Consider the following 19,396-nt stretch of genomic DNA (forward strand, 5'->3'; position numbering starts at 1 on the left):
CTCGCCGTGCTCGGCGCCAACCTAGGTCGAGGTGGGCTTGAGGATCAGCGCGCCCAGCGGCGGGAGGTCGAGCACCAGGGAGTGGGGCTGGCCGTGGCTGGTATCGTCCTCGGCGTGCGCTTCGGCGAGGGTGCCGGCGTTGCTGCCGGCGTACCCTTCGGCGTCGCTGTTGAGCAGCACCTGCCAGGTGCCGGGCAGCGGTACGCCGATGCGGTAGCCCGAGCGCGGCACGGGGGTGAAGTTGTGCACCACCAGCAGCGGCGCGCCGTCCTGGCCCTTGCGCAGCCAGGCGTAGACGCTATTGCCCTTGTCGTCGCCGATCAGCCACTGGAAGCCTTCGGCGACGCCGTCCAGCTGGTGCAGCGCGGGCTCGGCGCGGTACAGGGCGTTGAGGTCGCGCAGCAGGGTCTGCACGCCCTGGTGCTCGCCGTAGCGCAGCAGGTACCAGTCCAGTTCGCTGTCATGGCTCCACTCGCGCCATTGGCCGAACTCGCAGCCCATGAACAGCAGCTTCTTGCCCGGATGGCTCCACATGAAGCTGAAGTAGAGGCGCAGGTTGGCGAACTTCTGCCAGCGGTCGCCGGGCATCTTGTCCAGCAGCGAGCGCTTGCCGTGCACCACCTCGTCATGGGAGATGGGCAGGATGAAGTGCTCGGAGAAGGCGTAGAGCAGGCCGAAGGTCAGCTGGTGGTGGTGATGGCTGCGGTTGACCGGGTCTTCGCTGGCGTACTTCAGGCTGTCGTGCATCCAGCCCATGTTCCATTTGTAGGCGAAGCCCAGCCCGCCCTCGCGGGTGGGCCGGCTGACGCCGGGCCAGGCGGTGGATTCTTCGGCTATCACCAGCGCGCCCGGCGCCTCGGTGGCGACCACGTCGTTGAGGTGGCGCAGGAAGTCGATGGCCTCCAGGTTCTCGCGGCCGCCGTGGCGGTTGGGGATCCACTCCCCGTCCTTGCGCGAGTAGTCGCGGTAGAGCATCGAGGCCACGGCGTCCACGCGCAGCCCGTCGATGTGGTAGGCGCGCAGCCAGTGCAGCGCGGAGGCCAGCATGAAGCCGTGCACCTCGGTGCGGCCGAGGTTGTAGATGTAGGTGTCCCAGTCCTGGTGGAAGCCCTCGAAGGGGTGCGCGTACTCGTACAGCGCGGTGCCGTCGAAGCGGCCCAGGCCGTGGGCGTCGGTGGGGAAATGCGCCGGCACCCAGTCGAGGATGACGCCGATGCCGGCGCGGTGGCAGGCGTCGATGAAGGCGGCGAAGTCGCGCGGGCTGCCGTAGCGCGAGGTGGGCGCGAACTGCGACAGCGGCTGGTAGCCCCAGGAACCGCCGAAGGGGTGCTCCATGATCGGCAGCAGCTCGATATGGCTGAAGCCCAGCTCCTGCACGTAGGGAATCAGCTGTTCGGCCAGCTCGTGCCAGTTGAGCACGCGGCCGTCGTTGCCGCCCTCCTTGCGCCAGGAGCCGACGTGCACCTCGTAGATCGACAGCGGGCGGTCGTGGGCCTGGCCGCGCTGGCGGCCGTCCATCCAGTCCTGGTCCTGCCAGTGGAAGTCCAGCGGCGCGCTGACCACCGAGCCGGTGGCCGGCGGCAGCTCGGTGGCCAGGGCCACGGGGTCGGCCTTGAGCGGCAGCAGGCCGTGCTGGCCGAGCAGCTCGTACTTGTACACCTCGCCCGCCTGCAGGCGGGGCACGAACAGCTCCCAGACCCCCGCCGGGTGACGCAGGCGCATGGGGTGGCGGCGCCCGTCCCAGCCGTTGAACGCGCCCACCACGGAGACGCGCCGGGCATTGGGCGCCCACAGGGCGAAACGCACGCCGGGCACGCCTTCGTGCTCGGTGAGCTGGGCGCCGAAGACCTTGCCCAGCTCGCGATGGTTGCCCTCGGCGAACAGGTAGAGGTCGGTCTCGCCCAGCAGCGGGCCGAAGGCGTAGGGGTCCTCGGTTTCCTGCACGCCTTCGCTCCAGTGGATGCGCAGGCGATAGCGCTGCAGCTGCGCGGGCCGGGCGATGAACAGGCCCGGCGTGGCGGCCTGTTCGAAGGGGCACAGGGTCTGGCCGCTGTCGCCATCCAGCAGCTCGACGCCCAGGGCGCCCGGCAGGTAGGCGCGGACCACCGGGCCCTGGTCGTCGTGGTGCGGGCCGAGGAAGGCGAAGGGGTCGCCGTGCTCGGCACGCACCAGTGCCTCGATCTGGGCGCGGTCGGCGCCCTGCTCCATCGTCACATCATTCATTTCTTGCTCCCCAGGAGATGGCGGCCCAGTTCCACCAGCCCCAGCATCGGCACATCCAGCCAATCGGGGCGGTAGCGGGCTTCGTAAAGGATTTCGTAGGCGGCCTTCTCGATGCTGAACAGCGCCAGGGCGGCGGCCTCGCCGTCACGCTCGTGCCAGGCGTGCGGCAGGTTGGCGGCGGCCAGCCGATAGGCGTCAAGGAAGGCCGTGCGGGCCTGGCTGCGGTAGGCGCTGGCGATGCGCTGGCGGGCCTGCTCGGCCTCGCTGGAGGCATCGGCGCCCTGGGCGTTGCGCAGGGCCATGGCGGCGGCGTAGTCGAAGGAGCGCAGCATGCCGGCCACGTCCTTCAGCGGGCTGTGGTGGGCGCGGCGCTCGTCCAGGCTGCGGGTCGGCTCGCCTTCGAAGTCGATGATGAAGGCGTCGCCCTGGGCCACCAGTACCTGCCCCAGGTGCAGGTCGCCGTGCACGCGGATGCGGATGCCGCCGGCGCTGCGCCGGGCCAGCTTGTCGACCACCTCCAGCAGCCCGGCCTGGTGGCTGCCCAGCCAGTCGGCCAGCGCCCGTGCGGAGTCGGAAAGGCCTTCGCGGGATTCGGCCACCCGCTCCAGCGCCTCGCGCAGCTGCACGCCGACGCTGTGGGCCCAGGCGTCGGTTTCCGGCGTGTCGCTGCCCCGGTAGCCGAAGTCGGGGTTGTCGCTGGGGCGGGCGAGCACCTCGTGCATCTCGCCGAGGCGGCGGCCGAGCATGCGGGCGAAGGCTTCCAGTTCCACCAGCGCGGTGTACTGGCTCTCCAGCCCGGACACGCCACCGGCCAGCTCGTCACGCACGGCGCGTTCCAGGGTGTTCTGCGTCCATTGCCAGGCGTCGCCCTGGTTGCTGAGGAAGGCCTGCAGCACCATCAGCGTGTGCGGGGTGCCGGCTTCGTCGACCCGGCGCACCTCGCCCAGCAATGGCGGGATGTTGGCGAAGCCCTGCTCGGTGAGGTAGCCGCCCATCTCGGTTTCCGGGTGGATGCCGGGCAGCACCCGGCGCACCAGCTTGAGCACCATGCTCTCGCCGATCACCGCCGAGCTGTTGGACTGCTCGGCGGAGACGAGATTGACGTCGCCGTCCAGGGCGCCGATGAAGTCCACCAGGCGCGAGGTCGGGGCGAACTGCAGCTCGCTTCCCTGCCAGCGCAGCACCTGGCCGCGACTCAGCTGGCGCACCACCTGGCGGACGAAGCCCGGCAGGGTGAAGGCGTCGGTGAGCAGGCCGACCTGGCGCCCCCGGCGCAGGCGCGCCAGGGCCAGTTGCTCGGGCACGGCGCTGCCCGCCTGGTGCTCGGCGACGAAAGCCAGCGGCAACTGGTAGTGCTCGCGGCGCTCGCCGTCGCGGCTTTCCACCTCGGCCAGCACGCAGAGCTCGTCCGCCTCGCCGAAGGGCACGGCATAGAGCAGGCGCACCTCGCCCGCGCCGTCGCCGGAGAACCAGCGGCGCTTGGGCAGGTAGGCCGGCAGGGATTCGCGCGCCAGGGTGCCGCCGGCGGCGCCGCGCAGCAGCTCCTGCAAGTCGTGCTTGATGACCAGGGTGGGCAGCTCGGGCAGCCGGTCCACGGGGGGTACGTGCCAGGTGGGCATTTGCGCCTCGTCTGCGAGTAGGAACCAGTAGAAGCCGTACGGCGGCAGGGTCAGCAGGTAGTTGAGCTGGCCGATCGGCGGGAATGGCGAGCCACCGACCATCTCGACCGGCACCTTGCCGTCGTAGGCGGAGAGCTCGAGTTCGGCGGCCTGGGCGGCGCGGGACAGGTTGGCCACGCACAGGACGATCTCGTGGCGGCCGTCGGGCCCGGTGTACTCGCGCAGGTACGCGAGGATGCGGCGGTTGGCCGGTGACAGCATCTTCAGGCTGCCGCGCCCGAAGGCCTTCTGCTGCTTGCGCACGGCGAGCATGCGCCGGGTCCAGTTGAGCAGCGAGTGCGGGTCGCGCGCCTGGGCCTCGACGTTGATGGTCTGGAAGCCGTAGAGCGGGTCCATGATCGGCGGCAGCACCAGGCTCGCGGGGTCGGCGCGGGAGAAGCCGCCGTTGCGGTCGATGGACCATTGCATGGGCGTGCGCACGCCGTCGCGATCACCCAGGAAGATGTTGTCGCCCATGCCGATCTCGTCGCCGTAGTAGAGGGTCGGCGTGCCGGGCATGGACAGCAGCAGGCTGTTGAGCAGCTCGATGCGCCGGCGGTCGCGCTCCACCAGGGGCGCCAGGCGCCGGCGGATCCCCAGGTTGATGCGCGCGCGGCGGTCGGCGGCGTAGTAGTCCCAGAGGTAGTCGCGCTCCTGGTCGGTGACCATCTCCAGGGTCAGCTCATCGTGGTTGCGCAGGAAGATGGCCCACTGGCAGTTGGCGGGGATGTCCGGGGTCTGCCGCAGGATGTCGGTGATGGGGAAGCGGTCTTCCTGGGCGATGGCCATGTACATGCGCGGCATCAGCGGGAAGTGGAAGGCCATGTGGCATTCGTCGCCCTCGCCGCTCTCGTTGCCGCCGAAATACAGCTGGGTGTCCTCGGGCCACTGGTTGGCCTCGGCCAGGAGCATGCGGTCGGGGTACTTGGCGTCCAGTTCGGCGCGGATGCGCTTGAGCACCTGGTGGGTCTCGGGGAGGTTCTCGTTGTGGGTGCCGTCGCGCTCGATCAGGTACGGGATGGCGTCCAGGCGCAGGCCGTCGACGCCCAGGTCGAGCCAGAAGCGCATCACAGCGAGCACCTCGCGCATCACCTGGGGGTTGTCGAAGTTGAGGTCGGGCTGGTGGGAGTAGAAGCGGTGCCAGAAGTACTGCCCGGCCACCGGGTCCCAGGTCCAGTTGGACTTCTCGGTGTCGAGGAAGATGATCCGCGTGCCCTGGTAGTGCTGGTCGGTGTCGGACCAGACGTAGTAGTCCCGCGCCCGGGAGCCCTTCTTCGCCTCGCGGGCGCGCTTGAACCAGGGGTGCTGGTCGGAGGTGTGGTTGATGACCAGCTCGGTGATCACCCGCAGGCCGCGGCGGTGGGCTTCGGCGATGAAGCGGCGGGCGTCGGCCATGCTGCCGTAGTCGGGGTGCACGCCGCGGTATTCGGCGATGTCGTAGCCGTCGTCGCGCCGTGGCGAGGGGTAGAACGGCAGCAGCCAGATGGTGTTCACGCCCAGCTCGGCGATGTAGTCGAGCTTGTCGATCAGGCCGGGGAAGTCGCCGATGCCGTCGTTGTTGGAGTCGAAGAACGACTTCACGTGCACCTGGTAGATCACCGCGTCCTTGTACCAGAGCGGGTCGTTGAGGAAGGCGGCGGGCCGCTGTCTCTTCGCCATGGCTCTGCCCTCAGGTCGCGGCGCGGATGCGCCAGATGCCGAAGGGCTGGTGCCAGGGCTCGATGCGCATCCACTGGGTCTTGCCGTGCCAGGTCCAGGTGTGGCCGTTCATCAGGTCCTCGCCGTGGGTGGCGGCGTCCTCGGGCAGGCCCAGTTCCCACAGCGGCAGCTCGAAGTGCGCCTCCTGGGCGTTGTGCGGGTCGAGGCTGATGGCGATGAGGATGAAGTTGGAGCGGTCGGCGGTGCGCTTGCCGAAGTACAGGATGTTGTCGTTCCAGGCGTTGTAGACCTGCAGCCCCAGGTGGGTCTGCAACGCCGGGTTGGCGCGGCGGATGCGGTTGAGCTGGGCGATCTCGCTGACGATGTTGCCGGGCGCCCGGTAGTCGCGCTGGCGCAGCTGGTACTTCTCCGAATCCAGGTACTCCTCCTTGCCCGGCACCGGTGCCGACTCGCAGATCTCGAAGCCCGAGTACATGCCCCAGAGGCCGGAGCCCATGGTCGCCAGGGCGGCGCGGATGAGGAAGGCGGCGCGGCCCTGGCCGTGCAGCGGGAAGGGGTTGATGTCCGGCGTGTTGACGAAGAAGTTCGGCCGATAGCAGTCGCACAGGGGCGGCTGGTTGAGCTCGGTGAAGTACTGGGCGAGCTCCTCCTTGGTGTTGCGCCAGGTGAAGTAGGTGTAGCTCTGGGTGAAGCCGACCTTGCCCAGGCGCGCCATCACCGCCGGCCGGGTGAAGGCCTCGGCGAGGAAGATCACCTCGGGATGGGCCGCGCGGATGTCGGCGATCAGCCATTCCCAGAACGGCAGCGGCTTGGTGTGCGGGTTGTCGACGCGGAACAGGGTCACGCCCTGCTCCACCCAGCCCTTGACCACGTCGCGCAGGGCCAGCCACAGGTCGGGCTGGGCATCCCGGGCGTAGAAGTCGACGTTGACGATGTCCTCGTACTTCTTCGGCGGGTTCTCGGCGTGGCGGATGCTGCCGTCGGGGCGCCAGCTGAACCAGCCGGGGTGCTGGGCCAGCCAGGGGTGGTCCGGGGAGCACTGGATGGCGAAGTCGAGGGCGATCTCCAGGCCGTGCTCGCGGGCGGCCTGGACCAGGGCCTGGAAGTCCTCGCGGCTGCCCAGTTGCGGGTGGATGGCCTCGTGGCCGCCCTCGGCACTGCCGATGGCGTAGGGGCTGCCGGGGTCGTCCGGGCCGGCCTTGAGGGAGTTGTTCGGCCCCTTGCGGTGGGTACGGCCGATGGGGTGGATGGGCGGGAAGTAGAGCACGTCGAAGCCCATGGCCTGGATGTCCGGCAGACGCGCGATGACGTCGCGGAAGGTGCCGTGGCGCTTGCCGTCGTTGGCCGCCGAGCGCGGGAACAGCTCGTACCAGCTGGCGAACTCAGCCAACTTGCGTTCCACGTCCAGCGGGTACAGCGGGCTGCGCACACGGTGGGGATGGGCCTCGACCCGGGTCACGGCGGCCACGGTCTCGGGCGCCAGCAGCAGGGCCACGCGCTCGTCGATGGACTGCGTTTCCTCCAGGCGCGTGAGCAACGCCTGCAGCTCGTCCACCAGGGCCGCCGGGGCCTGTTCCAGGGCCTGGCGCAGCAGCAGCTCGCCTTCCTGCAGCTCCAGCTTGATCGGCACGCCGGCGCCGTGCTTCTTCGACAGCTCGTAGCAGTAGCTGCCGTAGAGGTCCCACCAGGCTTCCACGGCGAACACCACGCGGCCCACGCGCGGCGGCACGAAGCTGGCCTGCCAGTGGTCGTTGCCGAGGAACTCCAGGGGCACGCGCTGCCACTCGGGGTCCTCGACCAGGCGCCAGAGCACCTGGCCGGCGAGCTTGTCGTGGCCGTCGGCGAAGATCACCGCCGTGACGGTGCGAGCCTCGCCCTCGATGGCCTTGGCGGCGAAGCGGCCGCCCTCCAGCTGGGGCTCGACGGACTCGATGGCGATACGCGGGAAGGCCAGGGCCTCATCCAGTTGCAGCGCCCCGGAAAGGCGCGCGGCGGACTCGGCTGGGGTGTTCAGGGACATCGGTCTGGCTCCTTCTGACCGGCGCATGGAGGCCGGCTGGGGCCGCGCCGGGTTGCGGATGTGGTGTGCTAGTTCCGAACCCCCTCGCGGGGCAAAGTTCGAACTTTCTCCGGGGCCACCGGCGGCCGGTTCCGCTGCACGGCACAAGCCATGGCCCCGCACCGCCCCGAGCGGGCATAATCTGCGGCTTTCATCCAGCGGCTCCGCCTTCCATGCGCATTCACGTCACCTTCATCGATCGCGTCGGCATCACCCAGGAAGTCCTCGCCCTGCTGGGCGGGCGCAACCTCAACCTGGACGCGGTGGAGATGGTCCCGCCGAACGTCTACATCGACGCGCCCACCCTCAGCGCCGAGGTGCTGGACGAGCTGCGCGGCGCGCTGCACAAGGTGCATGGCGTGCAGGAGGTGACGGTGGTGGACATCCTCCCCGGCCAGCGCCACCGGCTGCAGCTGGATGCACTGCTGGCGGCCATGACCGACCCGGTGCTGGCGGTGGACCAGGACGGCCGCGTGCTGCTGGCCAACCCGGCGCTGCTGGCCCTGCATGGCGGTGAACTGGAAGGCGCGACGCTGGCCCAGCTGTTCGCCGACGACAGCCTGCACAACGTGCTGCGCGAGCAGGGTTTCCGCCTGCCGCTGCGCGAGGTGACGCTCAAGGGCCAGGCGTTGATGCTCGACGCCGTGCCCATCACCGAAGGCGAGCACCTGGCCGGTGCGCTGCTCACCCTTTACCTGCCCAACCGCATCGGCGAACGCCTCTCGGCCCTGCACCACGATCACGCCGAAGGCTTCGACGCGCTGCTGGGTGACTCCCAGCCCATCCGCACCCTCAAGGCCCGCGCCCTGCGCGTGGCGGCCCTGGACGCGCCCCTGCTGATCAACGGCGAGACCGGCACCGGCAAGGAGCTGGTGGCGCGGGCCTGCCACGCCGTCAGCGCGCGGCACAACCAGCCGTTCCTGGCGCTGAACTGCGCGGCATTGCCGGAGAACCTCGCCGAAAGCGAGCTGTTCGGCTATGCCCCGGGCGCCTTCACCGGTGCCCAGCGCGGCGGCAAGCCGGGGCTGCTGGAGTTGGCCAACCAGGGCACGGTGTTCCTCGACGAGATCGGCGAGATGTCGCCCTACCTGCAGGCCAAGCTGCTGCGCTTTCTCAGCGATGGCTGCTTCCGCCGGGTGGGCGGCGACCGCGAGGTGAAGGTGGACGTGCGCATCCTCAGCGCCACCCACCGCGACCTGGAGAAGATGGTGGCCGAGGGCAGCTTCCGCGAGGACCTGTTCTACCGCCTCAACGTGCTCAACCTGGAAGTGCCGCCGCTGCGCGAACGGGGGCAGGACATCCTCCTGCTGGCGCGCTTCTTCATGCAGCAGGCCTGCACCCAGATCCAGCGCCCGCCCTGCCGCCTGGCGCCGGGCACCTACCCGGCGCTGCTGGGCAACCGCTGGCCCGGCAACGTGCGCCAGTTGCAGAACGTGATCTTCCGCGCCGCGGCCATCTGCGAGAGCAGCATCGTCGAGATAGGCGACCTGGACATCGCCGGCACCGCCGTCGCCCGGCAGAACGACGGCGAGGTGAACAGCCTGGAAGAGGCCGTGGAGAACTTCGAGCGCGCGCTGCTGGAAAAGCTCTTCACCCGCTACCCCTCCACGCGCCAGCTGGCGGCACGGCTGCAGACCTCGCACACCGCCATCGCCCACCGCTTGCGCAAGTACGGGATACCCGGCAAAAGCTGACTTTCAGCTTCATAAAACATCCATATCCATATGTTTTTATTGATAATTTAGTTGGTAAATCATCACGTAGGATGGGTAGAGCGAAGCGAAACCCATGCTGTGTTCCAGCACCTTCTCGATGGGTTTCGCTTCGCTCTACACCATCCTACGGCTTAAAACCTCATATATTTTCTATAAAAAATTTCTAATTTATTGATTTATATAGATTTAAATTCAGGACAATCTTGACCCGTAGCGAATTCGCTACAGCGTAACGACTCCGTAACATCCGGCCCCGCACCCCGCCATTCCTGACATGCCCCCTGCGCCCCATGGAAAACTCCCATTTTCTGTAGCGTTTTCGCTACACCCATCTTCACGCAAGACCTCTCGAATCACCGCCAACCCCTTGTTTTATCTGGCCAAGACCATCCTGGCACCACCCTTGCTAACTAGCCGACCAGACAGCACGGGACGTCGTTCCGTGCGGGGGTCCATAGAGCGCCCGGCAAAGAACCGGGCCAAAGCATCGAGGAGTTCCGAATGAGCGAGTTGCGTTTCACCGCCGAACACGAATGGCTGCGCCTGGAGGCCGATGGCCAGGTGACCGTGGGCATCACCGAGTACGCCCAGGAGGCGCTGGGTGACGTGGTCTTCGTGCAGCTGCCGGAGCTCCAGGCCTATGCGCAGGGCGCGGAAGTCGCGGTGCTGGAGTCGGTCAAGGCCGCCAGCAACATCGTCATGCCGCTGGACGGCGACGTGCTCGAAATCAACGAAACCCTCAACGACAGCCCCGAACTGGTCAACGAAGACCCGCTCGGCAAGGGCTGGTTCTTCCGCATGCGCCTGGCCGACAACGCCGTGCTGGCCGACCTGATGGACCGCGCCGCGTACGAAGCCCTGATCAAGAACGCCTGAGGAGCCCGACCATGCCCACCCAGACCAACGCCCTCGGCACCGCCAACGAATTCATCGCCCGCCACATCGGCCCGCGCGACGCCGACACCCAGGCCATGCTCGACCTGCTCGGCTACGCCGACCTGGAAGCCCTGAGCACCAGCGTCATCCCGGACAGCATCAAGGGCACCAGCGTGCTCGACATGGGCCCGGGCCAGAGCGAGGCCGACGCCCTCGCCGCGATCAAGGCCATCGCCGGCAAGAACCAGCTGTTCACCAACTACATCGGCCAGGGCTACTACGGCACCCACACGCCCTCGCCGATCCTGCGCAACCTGCTGGAAAACCCCGCCTGGTACACCGCCTACACCCCGTACCAGCCGGAAATCTCCCAGGGCCGCCTGGAATCGCTGCTGAACTTCCAGACCCTGATCAGCGACCTCACCGGCCTGCCGATCTCCAACGCCTCGCTGCTCGACGAAGGCACCGCCGCCGCCGAGGCCATGACCTTCTGCAAGCGCCTGTCGAAGAACAAGGCCGGCAACGCCTTCTTCGCCTCCCGCCACTGCCACCCGCAGACCCTCGACGTGCTGCGCACCCGCGCCGAGCCGCTGGGCATCGAAGTGGTGGTGGGTGACGAGCGCGAGCTGACCGACGCCAGCCCCTACTTCGGCGCGCTGCTGCAATACCCGGCCAGCAATGGCGACCTGTTCGACAACGCCGAGCTGGTGGAGCGTTTCCACGCCGCCGGCGCCCTGGTGGCCGTGGCCGCCGACCTGCTGGCCCTGACCCTGCTCAAGGCCCCGGGCGAGTTCGGTGCCGACGTGGCCCTGGGCAGCGCCCAGCGCTTCGGCGTGCCGCTGGGCTTCGGCGGCCCGCACGCGGCCTACTTCGCCACCCGCGACGCCTTCAAGCGCGACATGCCGGGCCGCCTCGTCGGCGTCTCCATCGACCGCCACGGCAAGCCGGCCCTGCGCCTGGCCATGCAGACCCGCGAGCAGCACATCCGCCGCGAGAAGGCCACCAGCAACATCTGCACCGCGCAGGTGCTGCTGGCCAACATCGCCAGCATGTACGCCATCTACCACGGCCCGCAGGGGCTGACCCGCATCGCCAAACGCGTGCACCAGCTCACCGCCATTCTGGCCCAGGGCCTGGCCAAGCTGGGCGTCACCGTCGAGCAGCAGAGCTTCTTCGACACCCTGACCCTGACCACCGGCGCCCGCACCGCCGAGCTGCACGCCAGGGCCCGCGAGCACCGCATCAACCTGCGCGTGGTCGACGACCAGCGCCTGGGCCTCTCCCTCGACGAGACCACCACCCAGGCCAGCGTCGAAGCGCTGTGGGCGATCTTCGCCGACGGCCAGGCCCTGCCCGCCTTCGCCGAGCTGGCCGCGACCATCCCCAGCCGCCTGCCCACCGCGCTGCTGCGCGAGTCGGCGATCCTCGCCCACCCGGTATTCAACCGCTACCACTCCGAAACCGAGCTGATGCGCTACATGCGCAAGCTGGCCGACAAGGACCTGGCGCTGGACCGCAGCATGATCCCGCTGGGCTCCTGCACCATGAAGCTGAACGCCGCCAGCGAGATGATCCCGGTCACCTGGGCCGAGTTCGGCAACCTGCACCCCTTCGCCCCGGCCGAGCAGTCCGAGGGCTACCAGCAGCTGACCACCGAGCTGGAAGCCATGCTCTGCGCCGCCACCGGCTATGACGCGGTGTCGCTGCAGCCCAACGCCGGCTCCCAGGGCGAGTACGCCGGCCTGTTGGCCATCCGCGCCTACCACCTGAGCCGTGGCGACGACCAGCGCGACATCTGCCTGATCCCGCAATCGGCCCACGGCACCAACCCGGCGACCGCCAACATGGTCGGCATGCGCGTGGTCGTGACCGCCTGCGACGCCCGCGGCAACGTCGACATCGCCGATCTCAAGGCCAAGGCCGAAGAGCACCGCGAGCGCCTCGCCGCGATCATGATCACCTACCCCTCCACCCACGGCGTGTTCGAGGAAGGCATCCGCGAAATCTGCGAGATCATCCACGCCAACGGCGGCCAGGTGTACATCGACGGCGCCAACATGAACGCCATGGTCGGCCTCTGCGCCCCGGGCCAGTTCGGCGGCGACGTGTCCCACCTGAACCTGCACAAGACCTTCTGCATCCCCCACGGCGGTGGCGGCCCGGGCGTCGGCCCGATCGGCGTCAAGGCCCACCTGGCCCCCTTCCTGCCCGGCCACGGCCATCTGGCGCGCAAGGAAGGCGCGGTCAGCGCCGCGCCCTTCGGCAGCGCCAGCATCCTGCCCATCACCTGGATGTACATCCGCATGATGGGCGGCGCCGGCCTGCGTCGCGCCTCGCAGATGGCGATCCTCAACGCCAACTACATCGCCCGTCGCCTGGAAGAGCACTACCCGGTGCTCTACACCGGCACCAACGGCCTGGTGGCCCACGAGTGCATCCTCGACCTGCGCCCGCTCAAGGACAGCAGCGGCATCAGCGTCGACGACGTGGCCAAGCGCCTGATCGACTTCGGCTTCCACGCGCCCACCATGTCCTTCCCGGTGGCCGGCACGCTGATGATCGAGCCGACCGAGAGCGAGTCCAAGGAAGAGCTGGACCGCTTCTGCGACGCCATGATCCGCATCCGCAACGAGATCCGCGCGGTGGAAACCGGCGCCCTGGACGCCAACGACAACCCGCTGAAGAACGCCCCGCACACCGCGGCGGAGCTGGTCGGCGAGTGGACCCACCCCTACAGCCGCGAACAGGCCGTGTACCCGACCGCCAGCCTGGTGGACGGCAAGTACTGGCCGCCGGTGGGCCGCGTCGACAACGTCTTCGGCGACCGCAACCTGGTCTGCGCCTGCCCGTCCATCGAGGCGTACCAGGACGCCTGACCGGTCCGGTGGGTTCCCGCCCGCGCGGGAATGACGATGCACGGGGCGCCTTGCGGGTGCCCTGTCACCCCCGCGAACGCGGGGGCCCACCGAACAACCGTCGGGCCGCGAGGCCCGATATCCCCCAATGTCTACGCTGACCCAATAACAACGAGCACGATCCAGGCTCAGGAGCGACACCATGTCCCTCAGCGTCTTCGACCTGTTCAAGATCGGCATCGGCCCTTCCAGCTCCCACACGGTCGGCCCGATGCGGGCGGCCGCGCGCTTCGTCGACGGCCTGCGCCGCGAAGGCCTGCTGGCCGCCACGGAAGTCCTGCGGGTGGAGCTCTACGGCTCCCTCGGCGCCACCGGCAAGGGCCACGGCAGCGACAAGGCCGTGCTGCTCGGCCTGGAAGGCGAACAGCCCGACACCGTGGATACCGAACACATCGACACCCGCCTGGCGCGCATGCGCAAGGACGGCGAGCTGCGCCTGGGTGGCGAGAAGACCATCCGCTTCGTCGAGAAGGACCACCTGGCGATGATCCGCCGGCCCTTGCCCTACCACCCCAACGGCATGATCTTCCGCGCCTTCGATGCCGCCGGGCTGCAGCTGCGCTCGCGTGAGTACTACTCGGTGGGCGGCGGTTTCGTGGTGGACGAGGAAGCCGCCGGGCACGACCGCATCGTCGAGGACCAGACCCCGCTCGCCTACCCCTTCAAGACCGGCAAGGAACTGCTCGCCCACTGCGCCGCCAGCGGCCTGTCGATCAGCGCGCTGATGCGCGAGAACGAAAAGGCCTGGCGCAGCCCCGAGGAGACCAGCGCCGGGCTGCAGCGCATCTGGCAGGTGATGCAGGACTGCGTGAAGGCCGGCTGCCGCAAGGAGGGCATCATGCCCGGCGGGCTCAAGGTCAAGCGCCGCGCCGCCGCCCTGTTCCGCCAGCTCAGCGAGCGCCCGGAAGCCGCCCTGCGCGACAGCCTGACGGTGCTCGACTGGGTCAACCTCTACGCCCTGGCGGTGAACGAGGAGAACGCCACCGGCGGGCGCGTGGTCACCGCGCCCACCAATGGCGCGGCCGGCATCGTCCCGGCGGTGCTGCACTACTACGCGCGCTTCGTCCCCGGCGCCAATGACGAGGGCGTGGAGCGCTTCCTGCTCACCGCCGCCGCCATCGGCATCCTCTACAAGGAGAACGCCTCCATCTCCGGCGCCGAAGTGGGCTGCCAGGGCGAAGTCGGCGTGGCCTGCTCCATGGCCGCCGGCGCGCTCTGCGAAGTCATGGGCGGCAGCGTGCAACAGGTGGAGAACGCCGCCGAGATCGGCATGGAACACAACCTGGGGCTGACCTGCGACCCGGTCGGCGGCCTGGTCCAGGTGCCCTGCATCGAACGCAACGCCATGGGCTCGGTGAAGGCCATCAACGCCGCCCGCATGGCCCTGCGCGGCGACGGCCAGCACTTCATCTCCCTGGACAAGGTCATCCGCACCATGCGCCAGACCGGGGCCGACATGAAGAGCAAATACAAGGAAACCGCTCGCGGCGGTCTAGCCGTGAACATCATTGAATGTTGAGAGCAGCGGCAAGCTTCAAGCCGCAAGCTTCAAGTGAAAACACCGTTTTGCTGCCACCTGCTTGCGGCTTGCCGCTTGTGGCTTGCAGCTTCCGAAGGAGATTTACATGACCCTCGCCAAGACCCCGCTGCACAGCCTCCACCTCGAACTCGGAGCGAAAATGGTTCCCTTCGCCGGCTACGACATGCCGGTGCAGTACCCGCTGGGCGTGATGAAGGAGCACCTGCACACCCGTGAGCAAGCCGGGCTGTTCGATGTGTCCCACATGGGGCAGATCCGCCTGCGTGGCAGCGACGCCGCCAAGGCCCTGGAGACCCTGGTGCCGGTGGACATCATCGACCTGCCGGTGGGCCTGCAGCGCTACGCCGTGTTCACCGATGCCAACGGCGGCATCCTCGATGACCTGATGGTGGCGCGCCTGGGGGCGGACGAGCTGTTCCTGGTGGTCAACGCCGCCTGCAAGGACCAGGACCTGGCCCACCTGCGCGCGCACATCGGCGACCGTTGCGAGATCGAGCCGCTGTTCGAGGCGCGCGCCCTGCTCGCCCTGCAGGGCCCGGCGGCAGTCACCGTGCTGGCACGCCTGGCGCCCGAGGTGGCGAAGATGACCTTCATGCAGTTCGGCAGCGCCCGCCTGCTGGGCGTCGAGTGCTACGTCAGCCGCTCCGGCTACACCGGCGAGGATGGCTACGAAATCTCCGTGCCCGCCGACAAGGCCGAGGCCCTGGCCCGCGCCCTGCTGGCCGAGCCGGAAGTCCAGGCCATCGGCCTCGGCGCCCGCGACTCGCTGCGCCTGGAGGCCGGCCTGTGCCTCTACGGCCACGACATGGACACCGCCACCACCCCCATCGACGCCAGCCTGGCCTGGGCCATCTCCAAGGTGCGCCGCGCCGATGGCGAGCGCGCCGGCGGCTTCCCCGGTGCCGAGCGCATCTTCGCCCAGCAGCGCGAGGGCGTCGCCGCCAAGCGTGTCGGCCTGCTGCCCCAGGAACGCGTACCGGTGCGTGAAGGCGCCGAGATCGTCGACGCCGACGGCACCGTCATCGGCCGTGTCTCCAGCGGCGGCTTCGGCCCCACCCTGGGCGGCCCGGTGGCCATGGGCTACGTCAACGCCGCCCATGCCGCGCTCGACAGCGAGATCTGGGCCGTGGTGCGCGGCAAGCGCGTGGCGATGAAGGTCGCCAAGACCCCCTTCGTGCCGCAGCGCTACTACCGCGGCTGACCCTTTACCCTCGATGCCCCGCAGGCTCCCCCAGCCGAACGGGCCCTCAAGGCGACGGTGCGAACCGTCGCCTTTTCTTTTTCTCAGAACAGGACCTGCCCCGAAATGCAGGATGGAGGTCGCTCCTTACCTCCACCGGCGATGCCTGGTGTCACAACCCAATCCCCGGCCGTGCCACACCGTCGTAGGTTGGCGCCGAGCGTAGCGAGGCCCAACGGTGGTCAATGGGAGGGTGCCAGGGCCATTCGCGAGCAGAGCTCGCTCCTGCGGGTCTCGCTCCGAAGGACGATTCATGGCACGAATCCGCGTCGCTCGTGTGCTTCTTCGCGAATGAATTCGCTCCCACAAAAGCGGACACAGGCGGGCCTACGCAGGTCGCTCACTTCATCACACTCAAGATTACAAATCGCTCGTAACTCATTGATTCATATAGAATTGAAAAATCTAGAATTTACGTTAACTTTTGCCTGCATGCGTTTGAAAGCAGGCGTTTCCGGCGCCGAAACCTTGCCGTAATATTTCTGGCATATCGCCGTCATCTCGCCGTCACACGACTCGGGCAGATTCGCGTCTCACCAATCCTGGGGAGGACCATGAAATGCCCTACAAGAAAACCCTGATCCAATCGCTGACCCTGGCCGCGCTGGCCATCGCCGTTTCCGCCTGCAGCACCCAGCCGGCCGCCCCGGCCAAGGTCGAGGCGCTGAACAACGAGGACTGGTATCAGATCCGGACCGAGAAGGAGCTGTTCGTCTTCGACGACTACGCCACCTATCGCGGCTTCATGCAGAACGGCACCGCCCCGCTGAAGAAAGCCACCGGCAAGAAGGACGGCTTCGACCGCGACATCACCCTGATCCTCAAGGCCGACGACCAGGGCAAGGAAGCCAAGACCAGCGCCCAGCGCTTCCTGGACGTCAGCCTGCCGCCGGCCCAGCCGTTCTACGGCGAGCTGCGTGACGAAGAAGGCATCATCTACGTGTTCAGCCGCTACGGCGACATGATGGACATGTACAAGATCGGCGAGCCCACCTTCAGCTACGTCGACATCGGCGGCGGCCCCGACGGCCAGCGCGTGGTCTACGTCCTGACCAAGGAAGAGCCCAAGCCGGAGAAGCTGATCGCCCAGTTCCGCCGCAACTACGGCATGTGATCCGCTAAGCACGGTCACCCGACGGCAGCGCCCAGGCGCTGCCGTTTTCATTTGTGCGGAAAATGCGCCGCTCTTGTGGGAGCGAATTCATTCGCGAAGAAACCCGGCACCCACCCGCCCATGAACGCCCGTAGGGGCGAATTCATTCGCCCAAGGGCAACGCAGTTGCCCGCCACGCCCGCGCCCGCACCACCCTCTTGGCCGCACCTGCACCCGCATCCAAGCCCGTATCACCGCCCGCAATCCAAACAGGAAACCGAGCGGATTGGGACCCTGCGGCAGCGCTGCGCGCTGCCTGGGCGAATGAATTCGCCCCTACAGTCGCGCCCCAGGACCACCTAGTGCTGGTAGCGCTTGCGGTACTCGCCGGGAGAAACGCCGAAGCGCGCCTTGAAGGCGGTGGAGAAATAGCTGGAATCCGAGAAGCCCCAGGAATAGCCGAGGGCGGAAAGCTTCTGCTCGGCGCCACCCAGGCGCAGGGACTCGGCGCAGAAGTCCAGGCGGCGGTTCTTGATGTACTGCGCCACCACCAGCCCCTTGCGCGAGAACATGCGGTACAGGCCACGCACCGAAACCCCCACCTCGCGTGCCAGCAGCTCCGGGCAGAGCTCCTCGGAACGGATGTGCGCATCGATGAAGTCCAGGGTCTTGCGGAACACCCGCTCATGCACGTCGCCCTCGGCATCGACGGCGCTGATGGCCGGGCGCAGCAGGCTGACCACCGCGTCCAGGGTCGCCTCGCTCTCGTGCTGGCTGAGGCACTCGTGCTGGCTGGCCTCCAGCACCAGGCGATGTGTGAGCAGCGCGATCGGCGAGGTGGCGGCGATCTTCTGCGCGCAACGCACGCTGCCGTAGCGCAGGTTCTGCTCCACCAGGTGGCGCGGCAGGATCAACGACAGCTGCCGGGAATTGGCGCCGTAGGTGAAGTCGCTGGGCAGCGAGGAGTCGATCAGAGTGATGTCGCCGGGCGCCAGGCGCACGCGGTTGCCGCCCTGTTCCATGTTCGCCTCGCCCTGCAGCTGGAAGGCGGCGAAGAAATGCCGGCTGTCGCTCTGCGCCACCTCGTGCTCGGTGCGATAGAGCCGGGCCTGGGCGACATCGACGAAGCTCAGCTTGATGGCGCCGGACTTGTATTCGCGGACCGCCCCGGAGAATTCATCCCCGAGGGTCTTGGCGCAGAAGCGTCCGCATACCTGGTTGATCCGCTGCAGCCATTCGTCGAAGCGGTCGGTTCTCAGTGCACGTGCAGTCATGGCCATGGAGCCTCTGGCTAGCTTTCTTATTGTTATTCAAGGCCGCATCGAGGCGGCCTTCGTTCATTCTTCCTCCGTGCCATCCCGCAACCTGCGGTGCGGCCCGGCGGGACACGCCAAGCACTTCGCCCTCCAGGGCATTTCGAGACAGGGAGCCCTATTTAAGCCCGCCGAATCGCCGATAGAAACTTTCGCCGACATCCGGCAGGGGTCCGTCTGCGGTTTCCAGTGCGCCATTGAGCCATTCCTCGGCCTTGGCTTGCACCAGGCGATAGATATTGCGGCACAACTGGCGCGCCGCACGCCCTTCCCAGTCGCCCGGCAACAGCTCGTCGGGCAGCTGCGGGTCGCGCAGCAGCAATTTGCGGTACTCGTGTATCAGCAGGGTTCGTGCCAGGAAGCAGTCCTGCGGCTGCAGCGCCTCCTGTTCGCGCAGCGCCTGCCACAGCGGGCGGAACAGCTGGATGAATTCGCTGTAGTGCGCCGCCAGCTCGTCGATGTTCCAGCTCTCGCGAACCTGCATGCGCAGGGCCCTGGAGGCGAGCACATCCTGGGCGGTGGTCTCGAAGACGATGGTTTCCTCCAGGGCCTCGAGGTCCTGCAGGGTGGCGTTCACATCCACGCGGTCGCAGCGCGGGCAGGCCAGCACGATGGGGGAAATCGCACCAAAACCTTGCCATTCCAGTTCCTCGCGCACCTGTTTGCGCTTCTCCTGGGGCAGCTGCGAGAGCATCACCAGGCACCAAGAACCGTCCCAGGCCGGCAGGCTGGAGCTGTACACCCGCTTGAAGGCCTTCTCGAAACGCCGCCGCCCGGTGCCGGTGAGGCTGTAGTAGCTGCGCCGGCCGACCTTCTCGGCGGTGAGCCAGCCTTCCTTGGTCAGGCGGAAGATCGAGGTGCGGATCAGGCGCTCGTTGACGCCGATCGGCTCCAGCAGCTGGATCAGGCTGCCCAGCCACACGGTGCCGCCATGGGGCTCGATGGCATCGCCGTAGAGGGTGATGATCAGGGAGCTGGCGCGCAGCGGCGTCTGCTCCTGGAAACGGGTGATGAGGTGCTGCAGGGGAGCGAGGGACGTCATGGGCGAACCGGGCGCTGGAAAGTTGCCGAATATACCCGTCGCATCGGCGCGCTGACCACAGCC

Annotated in this window: 11 protein-coding genes; 6 read left to right on the forward strand and 5 right to left on the reverse strand. The window is 68.0% G+C overall.

The window, feature by feature from the left end:
* Positions 1-21 precede the first annotated feature (21 nt).
* The 3 genes from glgB to HSX14_RS16430 are packed head-to-tail and all read right to left on the reverse strand — an operon-like array spanning position 22 to position 7,560.
* Positions 22-2,223, reverse strand: coding sequence for a 1,4-alpha-glucan branching protein GlgB (gene glgB / locus HSX14_RS16420; RefSeq protein WP_173179615.1), 2,202 nt, complete (start codon positions 2,221-2,223; stop codon positions 22-24).
* On the reverse strand, positions 2,220-5,540 hold the full coding sequence (gene treS / locus HSX14_RS16425) for a maltose alpha-D-glucosyltransferase (protein ID WP_173179617.1): 3,321 nt from the start codon (positions 5,538-5,540) through the stop codon (positions 2,220-2,222). Before treS ends, glgB begins: the two co-directional genes overlap by 4 nt.
* Before the next feature lie 10 nt (positions 5,541-5,550).
* Positions 5,551-7,560 carry an alpha-1,4-glucan--maltose-1-phosphate maltosyltransferase gene (locus tag HSX14_RS16430; RefSeq protein ID WP_173179618.1) on the reverse strand — a complete coding sequence of 670 codons (2,010 nt, stop codon included), beginning with the start codon at positions 7,558-7,560 and terminating at the stop codon, positions 5,551-5,553.
* 212 nt (positions 7,561-7,772) lie between these two features.
* Here HSX14_RS16430 and HSX14_RS16435 point away from each other — a divergent pair, with 212 nt between their 5' ends.
* From HSX14_RS16435 to HSX14_RS16460, 6 genes are all read left to right on the forward strand, one after another.
* Positions 7,773-9,293 (forward strand): sigma-54-dependent transcriptional regulator, encoded by a 1,521-nt coding sequence (locus HSX14_RS16435; RefSeq protein ID WP_173179619.1) that lies wholly within the window; start codon positions 7,773-7,775, stop codon positions 9,291-9,293.
* A 522-nt stretch (positions 9,294-9,815) separates the two neighbouring features.
* Positions 9,816-10,190 carry a glycine cleavage system protein GcvH gene (gcvH, locus tag HSX14_RS16440; RefSeq protein WP_173179622.1) on the forward strand — a complete coding sequence of 125 codons (375 nt, stop codon included), beginning with the start codon at positions 9,816-9,818 and terminating at the stop codon, positions 10,188-10,190.
* An 11-nt stretch (positions 10,191-10,201) separates the two neighbouring features.
* Positions 10,202-13,066: an aminomethyl-transferring glycine dehydrogenase gene (gcvP, locus tag HSX14_RS16445; protein ID WP_173179624.1), complete on the forward strand. Its 2,865-nt coding sequence runs from the start codon at positions 10,202-10,204 to the stop codon at positions 13,064-13,066.
* A gap of 181 nt (positions 13,067-13,247) precedes the next feature.
* The gene (locus HSX14_RS16450) at positions 13,248-14,624 is read left to right on the forward strand and encodes an L-serine ammonia-lyase (RefSeq protein ID WP_173179626.1); all 1,377 of its coding nucleotides are present in this window, start codon (positions 13,248-13,250) and stop codon (positions 14,622-14,624) included.
* Between the two features lie 106 nt (positions 14,625-14,730).
* Entirely contained in the window at positions 14,731-15,846 is a 1,116-nt protein-coding gene (gcvT, locus tag HSX14_RS16455; protein WP_173179628.1) for a glycine cleavage system aminomethyltransferase GcvT, read from the forward strand.
* A 598-nt stretch (positions 15,847-16,444) separates the two neighbouring features.
* Entirely contained in the window at positions 16,445-16,999 is a 555-nt protein-coding gene (locus HSX14_RS16460; protein WP_111262645.1) for a hypothetical protein, read from the forward strand.
* Between the two features lie 338 nt (positions 17,000-17,337).
* On the opposite strand, the gene feaR is transcribed toward HSX14_RS16460, so the two are convergent.
* Both feaR and paaX read right to left on the reverse strand, forming a co-directional pair.
* The gene (feaR, locus tag HSX14_RS16465) at positions 17,338-18,252 is read right to left on the reverse strand and encodes a transcriptional regulator FeaR (RefSeq protein ID WP_173179630.1); all 915 of its coding nucleotides are present in this window, start codon (positions 18,250-18,252) and stop codon (positions 17,338-17,340) included.
* A gap of 157 nt (positions 18,253-18,409) precedes the next feature.
* Positions 18,410-19,333 carry a phenylacetic acid degradation operon negative regulatory protein PaaX gene (gene paaX, locus HSX14_RS16470; RefSeq protein ID WP_173179632.1) on the reverse strand — a complete coding sequence of 308 codons (924 nt, stop codon included), beginning with the start codon at positions 19,331-19,333 and terminating at the stop codon, positions 18,410-18,412.
* Between the last annotated feature and the right edge of the window lie 63 nt (positions 19,334-19,396).

The organism is Pseudomonas tohonis, assembly GCF_012767755.2.
GTDB lineage: Bacteria > Pseudomonadota > Gammaproteobacteria > Pseudomonadales > Pseudomonadaceae > Metapseudomonas > Metapseudomonas tohonis.

What these genes read in the sequence shown, in the direction of transcription:
- glgB (WP_173179615.1), bottom strand. Translation starts at nt 2,223, where the DNA reads ATGAATGATGTGACGATGGAGCAGGGCGCCGACCGCGCCCAGATCGAG.
- treS (WP_173179617.1), bottom strand. Translation starts at nt 5,540, where the DNA reads ATGGCGAAGAGACAGCGGCCCGCCGCCTTCCTCAACGACCCGCTCTGG.
- HSX14_RS16430 (WP_173179618.1), bottom strand. Translation starts at nt 7,560, where the DNA reads ATGTCCCTGAACACCCCAGCCGAGTCCGCCGCGCGCCTTTCCGGGGCG.
- HSX14_RS16435 (WP_173179619.1), top strand. Translation starts at nt 7,773, where the DNA reads ATGCGCATTCACGTCACCTTCATCGATCGCGTCGGCATCACCCAGGAA.
- gcvH (WP_173179622.1), top strand. Translation starts at nt 9,816, where the DNA reads ATGAGCGAGTTGCGTTTCACCGCCGAACACGAATGGCTGCGCCTGGAG.
- gcvP (WP_173179624.1), top strand. Translation starts at nt 10,202, where the DNA reads ATGCCCACCCAGACCAACGCCCTCGGCACCGCCAACGAATTCATCGCC.
- HSX14_RS16450 (WP_173179626.1), top strand. Translation starts at nt 13,248, where the DNA reads ATGTCCCTCAGCGTCTTCGACCTGTTCAAGATCGGCATCGGCCCTTCC.
- gcvT (WP_173179628.1), top strand. Translation starts at nt 14,731, where the DNA reads ATGACCCTCGCCAAGACCCCGCTGCACAGCCTCCACCTCGAACTCGGA.
- HSX14_RS16460 (WP_111262645.1), top strand. Translation starts at nt 16,445, where the DNA reads ATGCCCTACAAGAAAACCCTGATCCAATCGCTGACCCTGGCCGCGCTG.
- feaR (WP_173179630.1), bottom strand. Translation starts at nt 18,252, where the DNA reads ATGACTGCACGTGCACTGAGAACCGACCGCTTCGACGAATGGCTGCAG.
- paaX (WP_173179632.1), bottom strand. Translation starts at nt 19,333, where the DNA reads ATGACGTCCCTCGCTCCCCTGCAGCACCTCATCACCCGTTTCCAGGAG.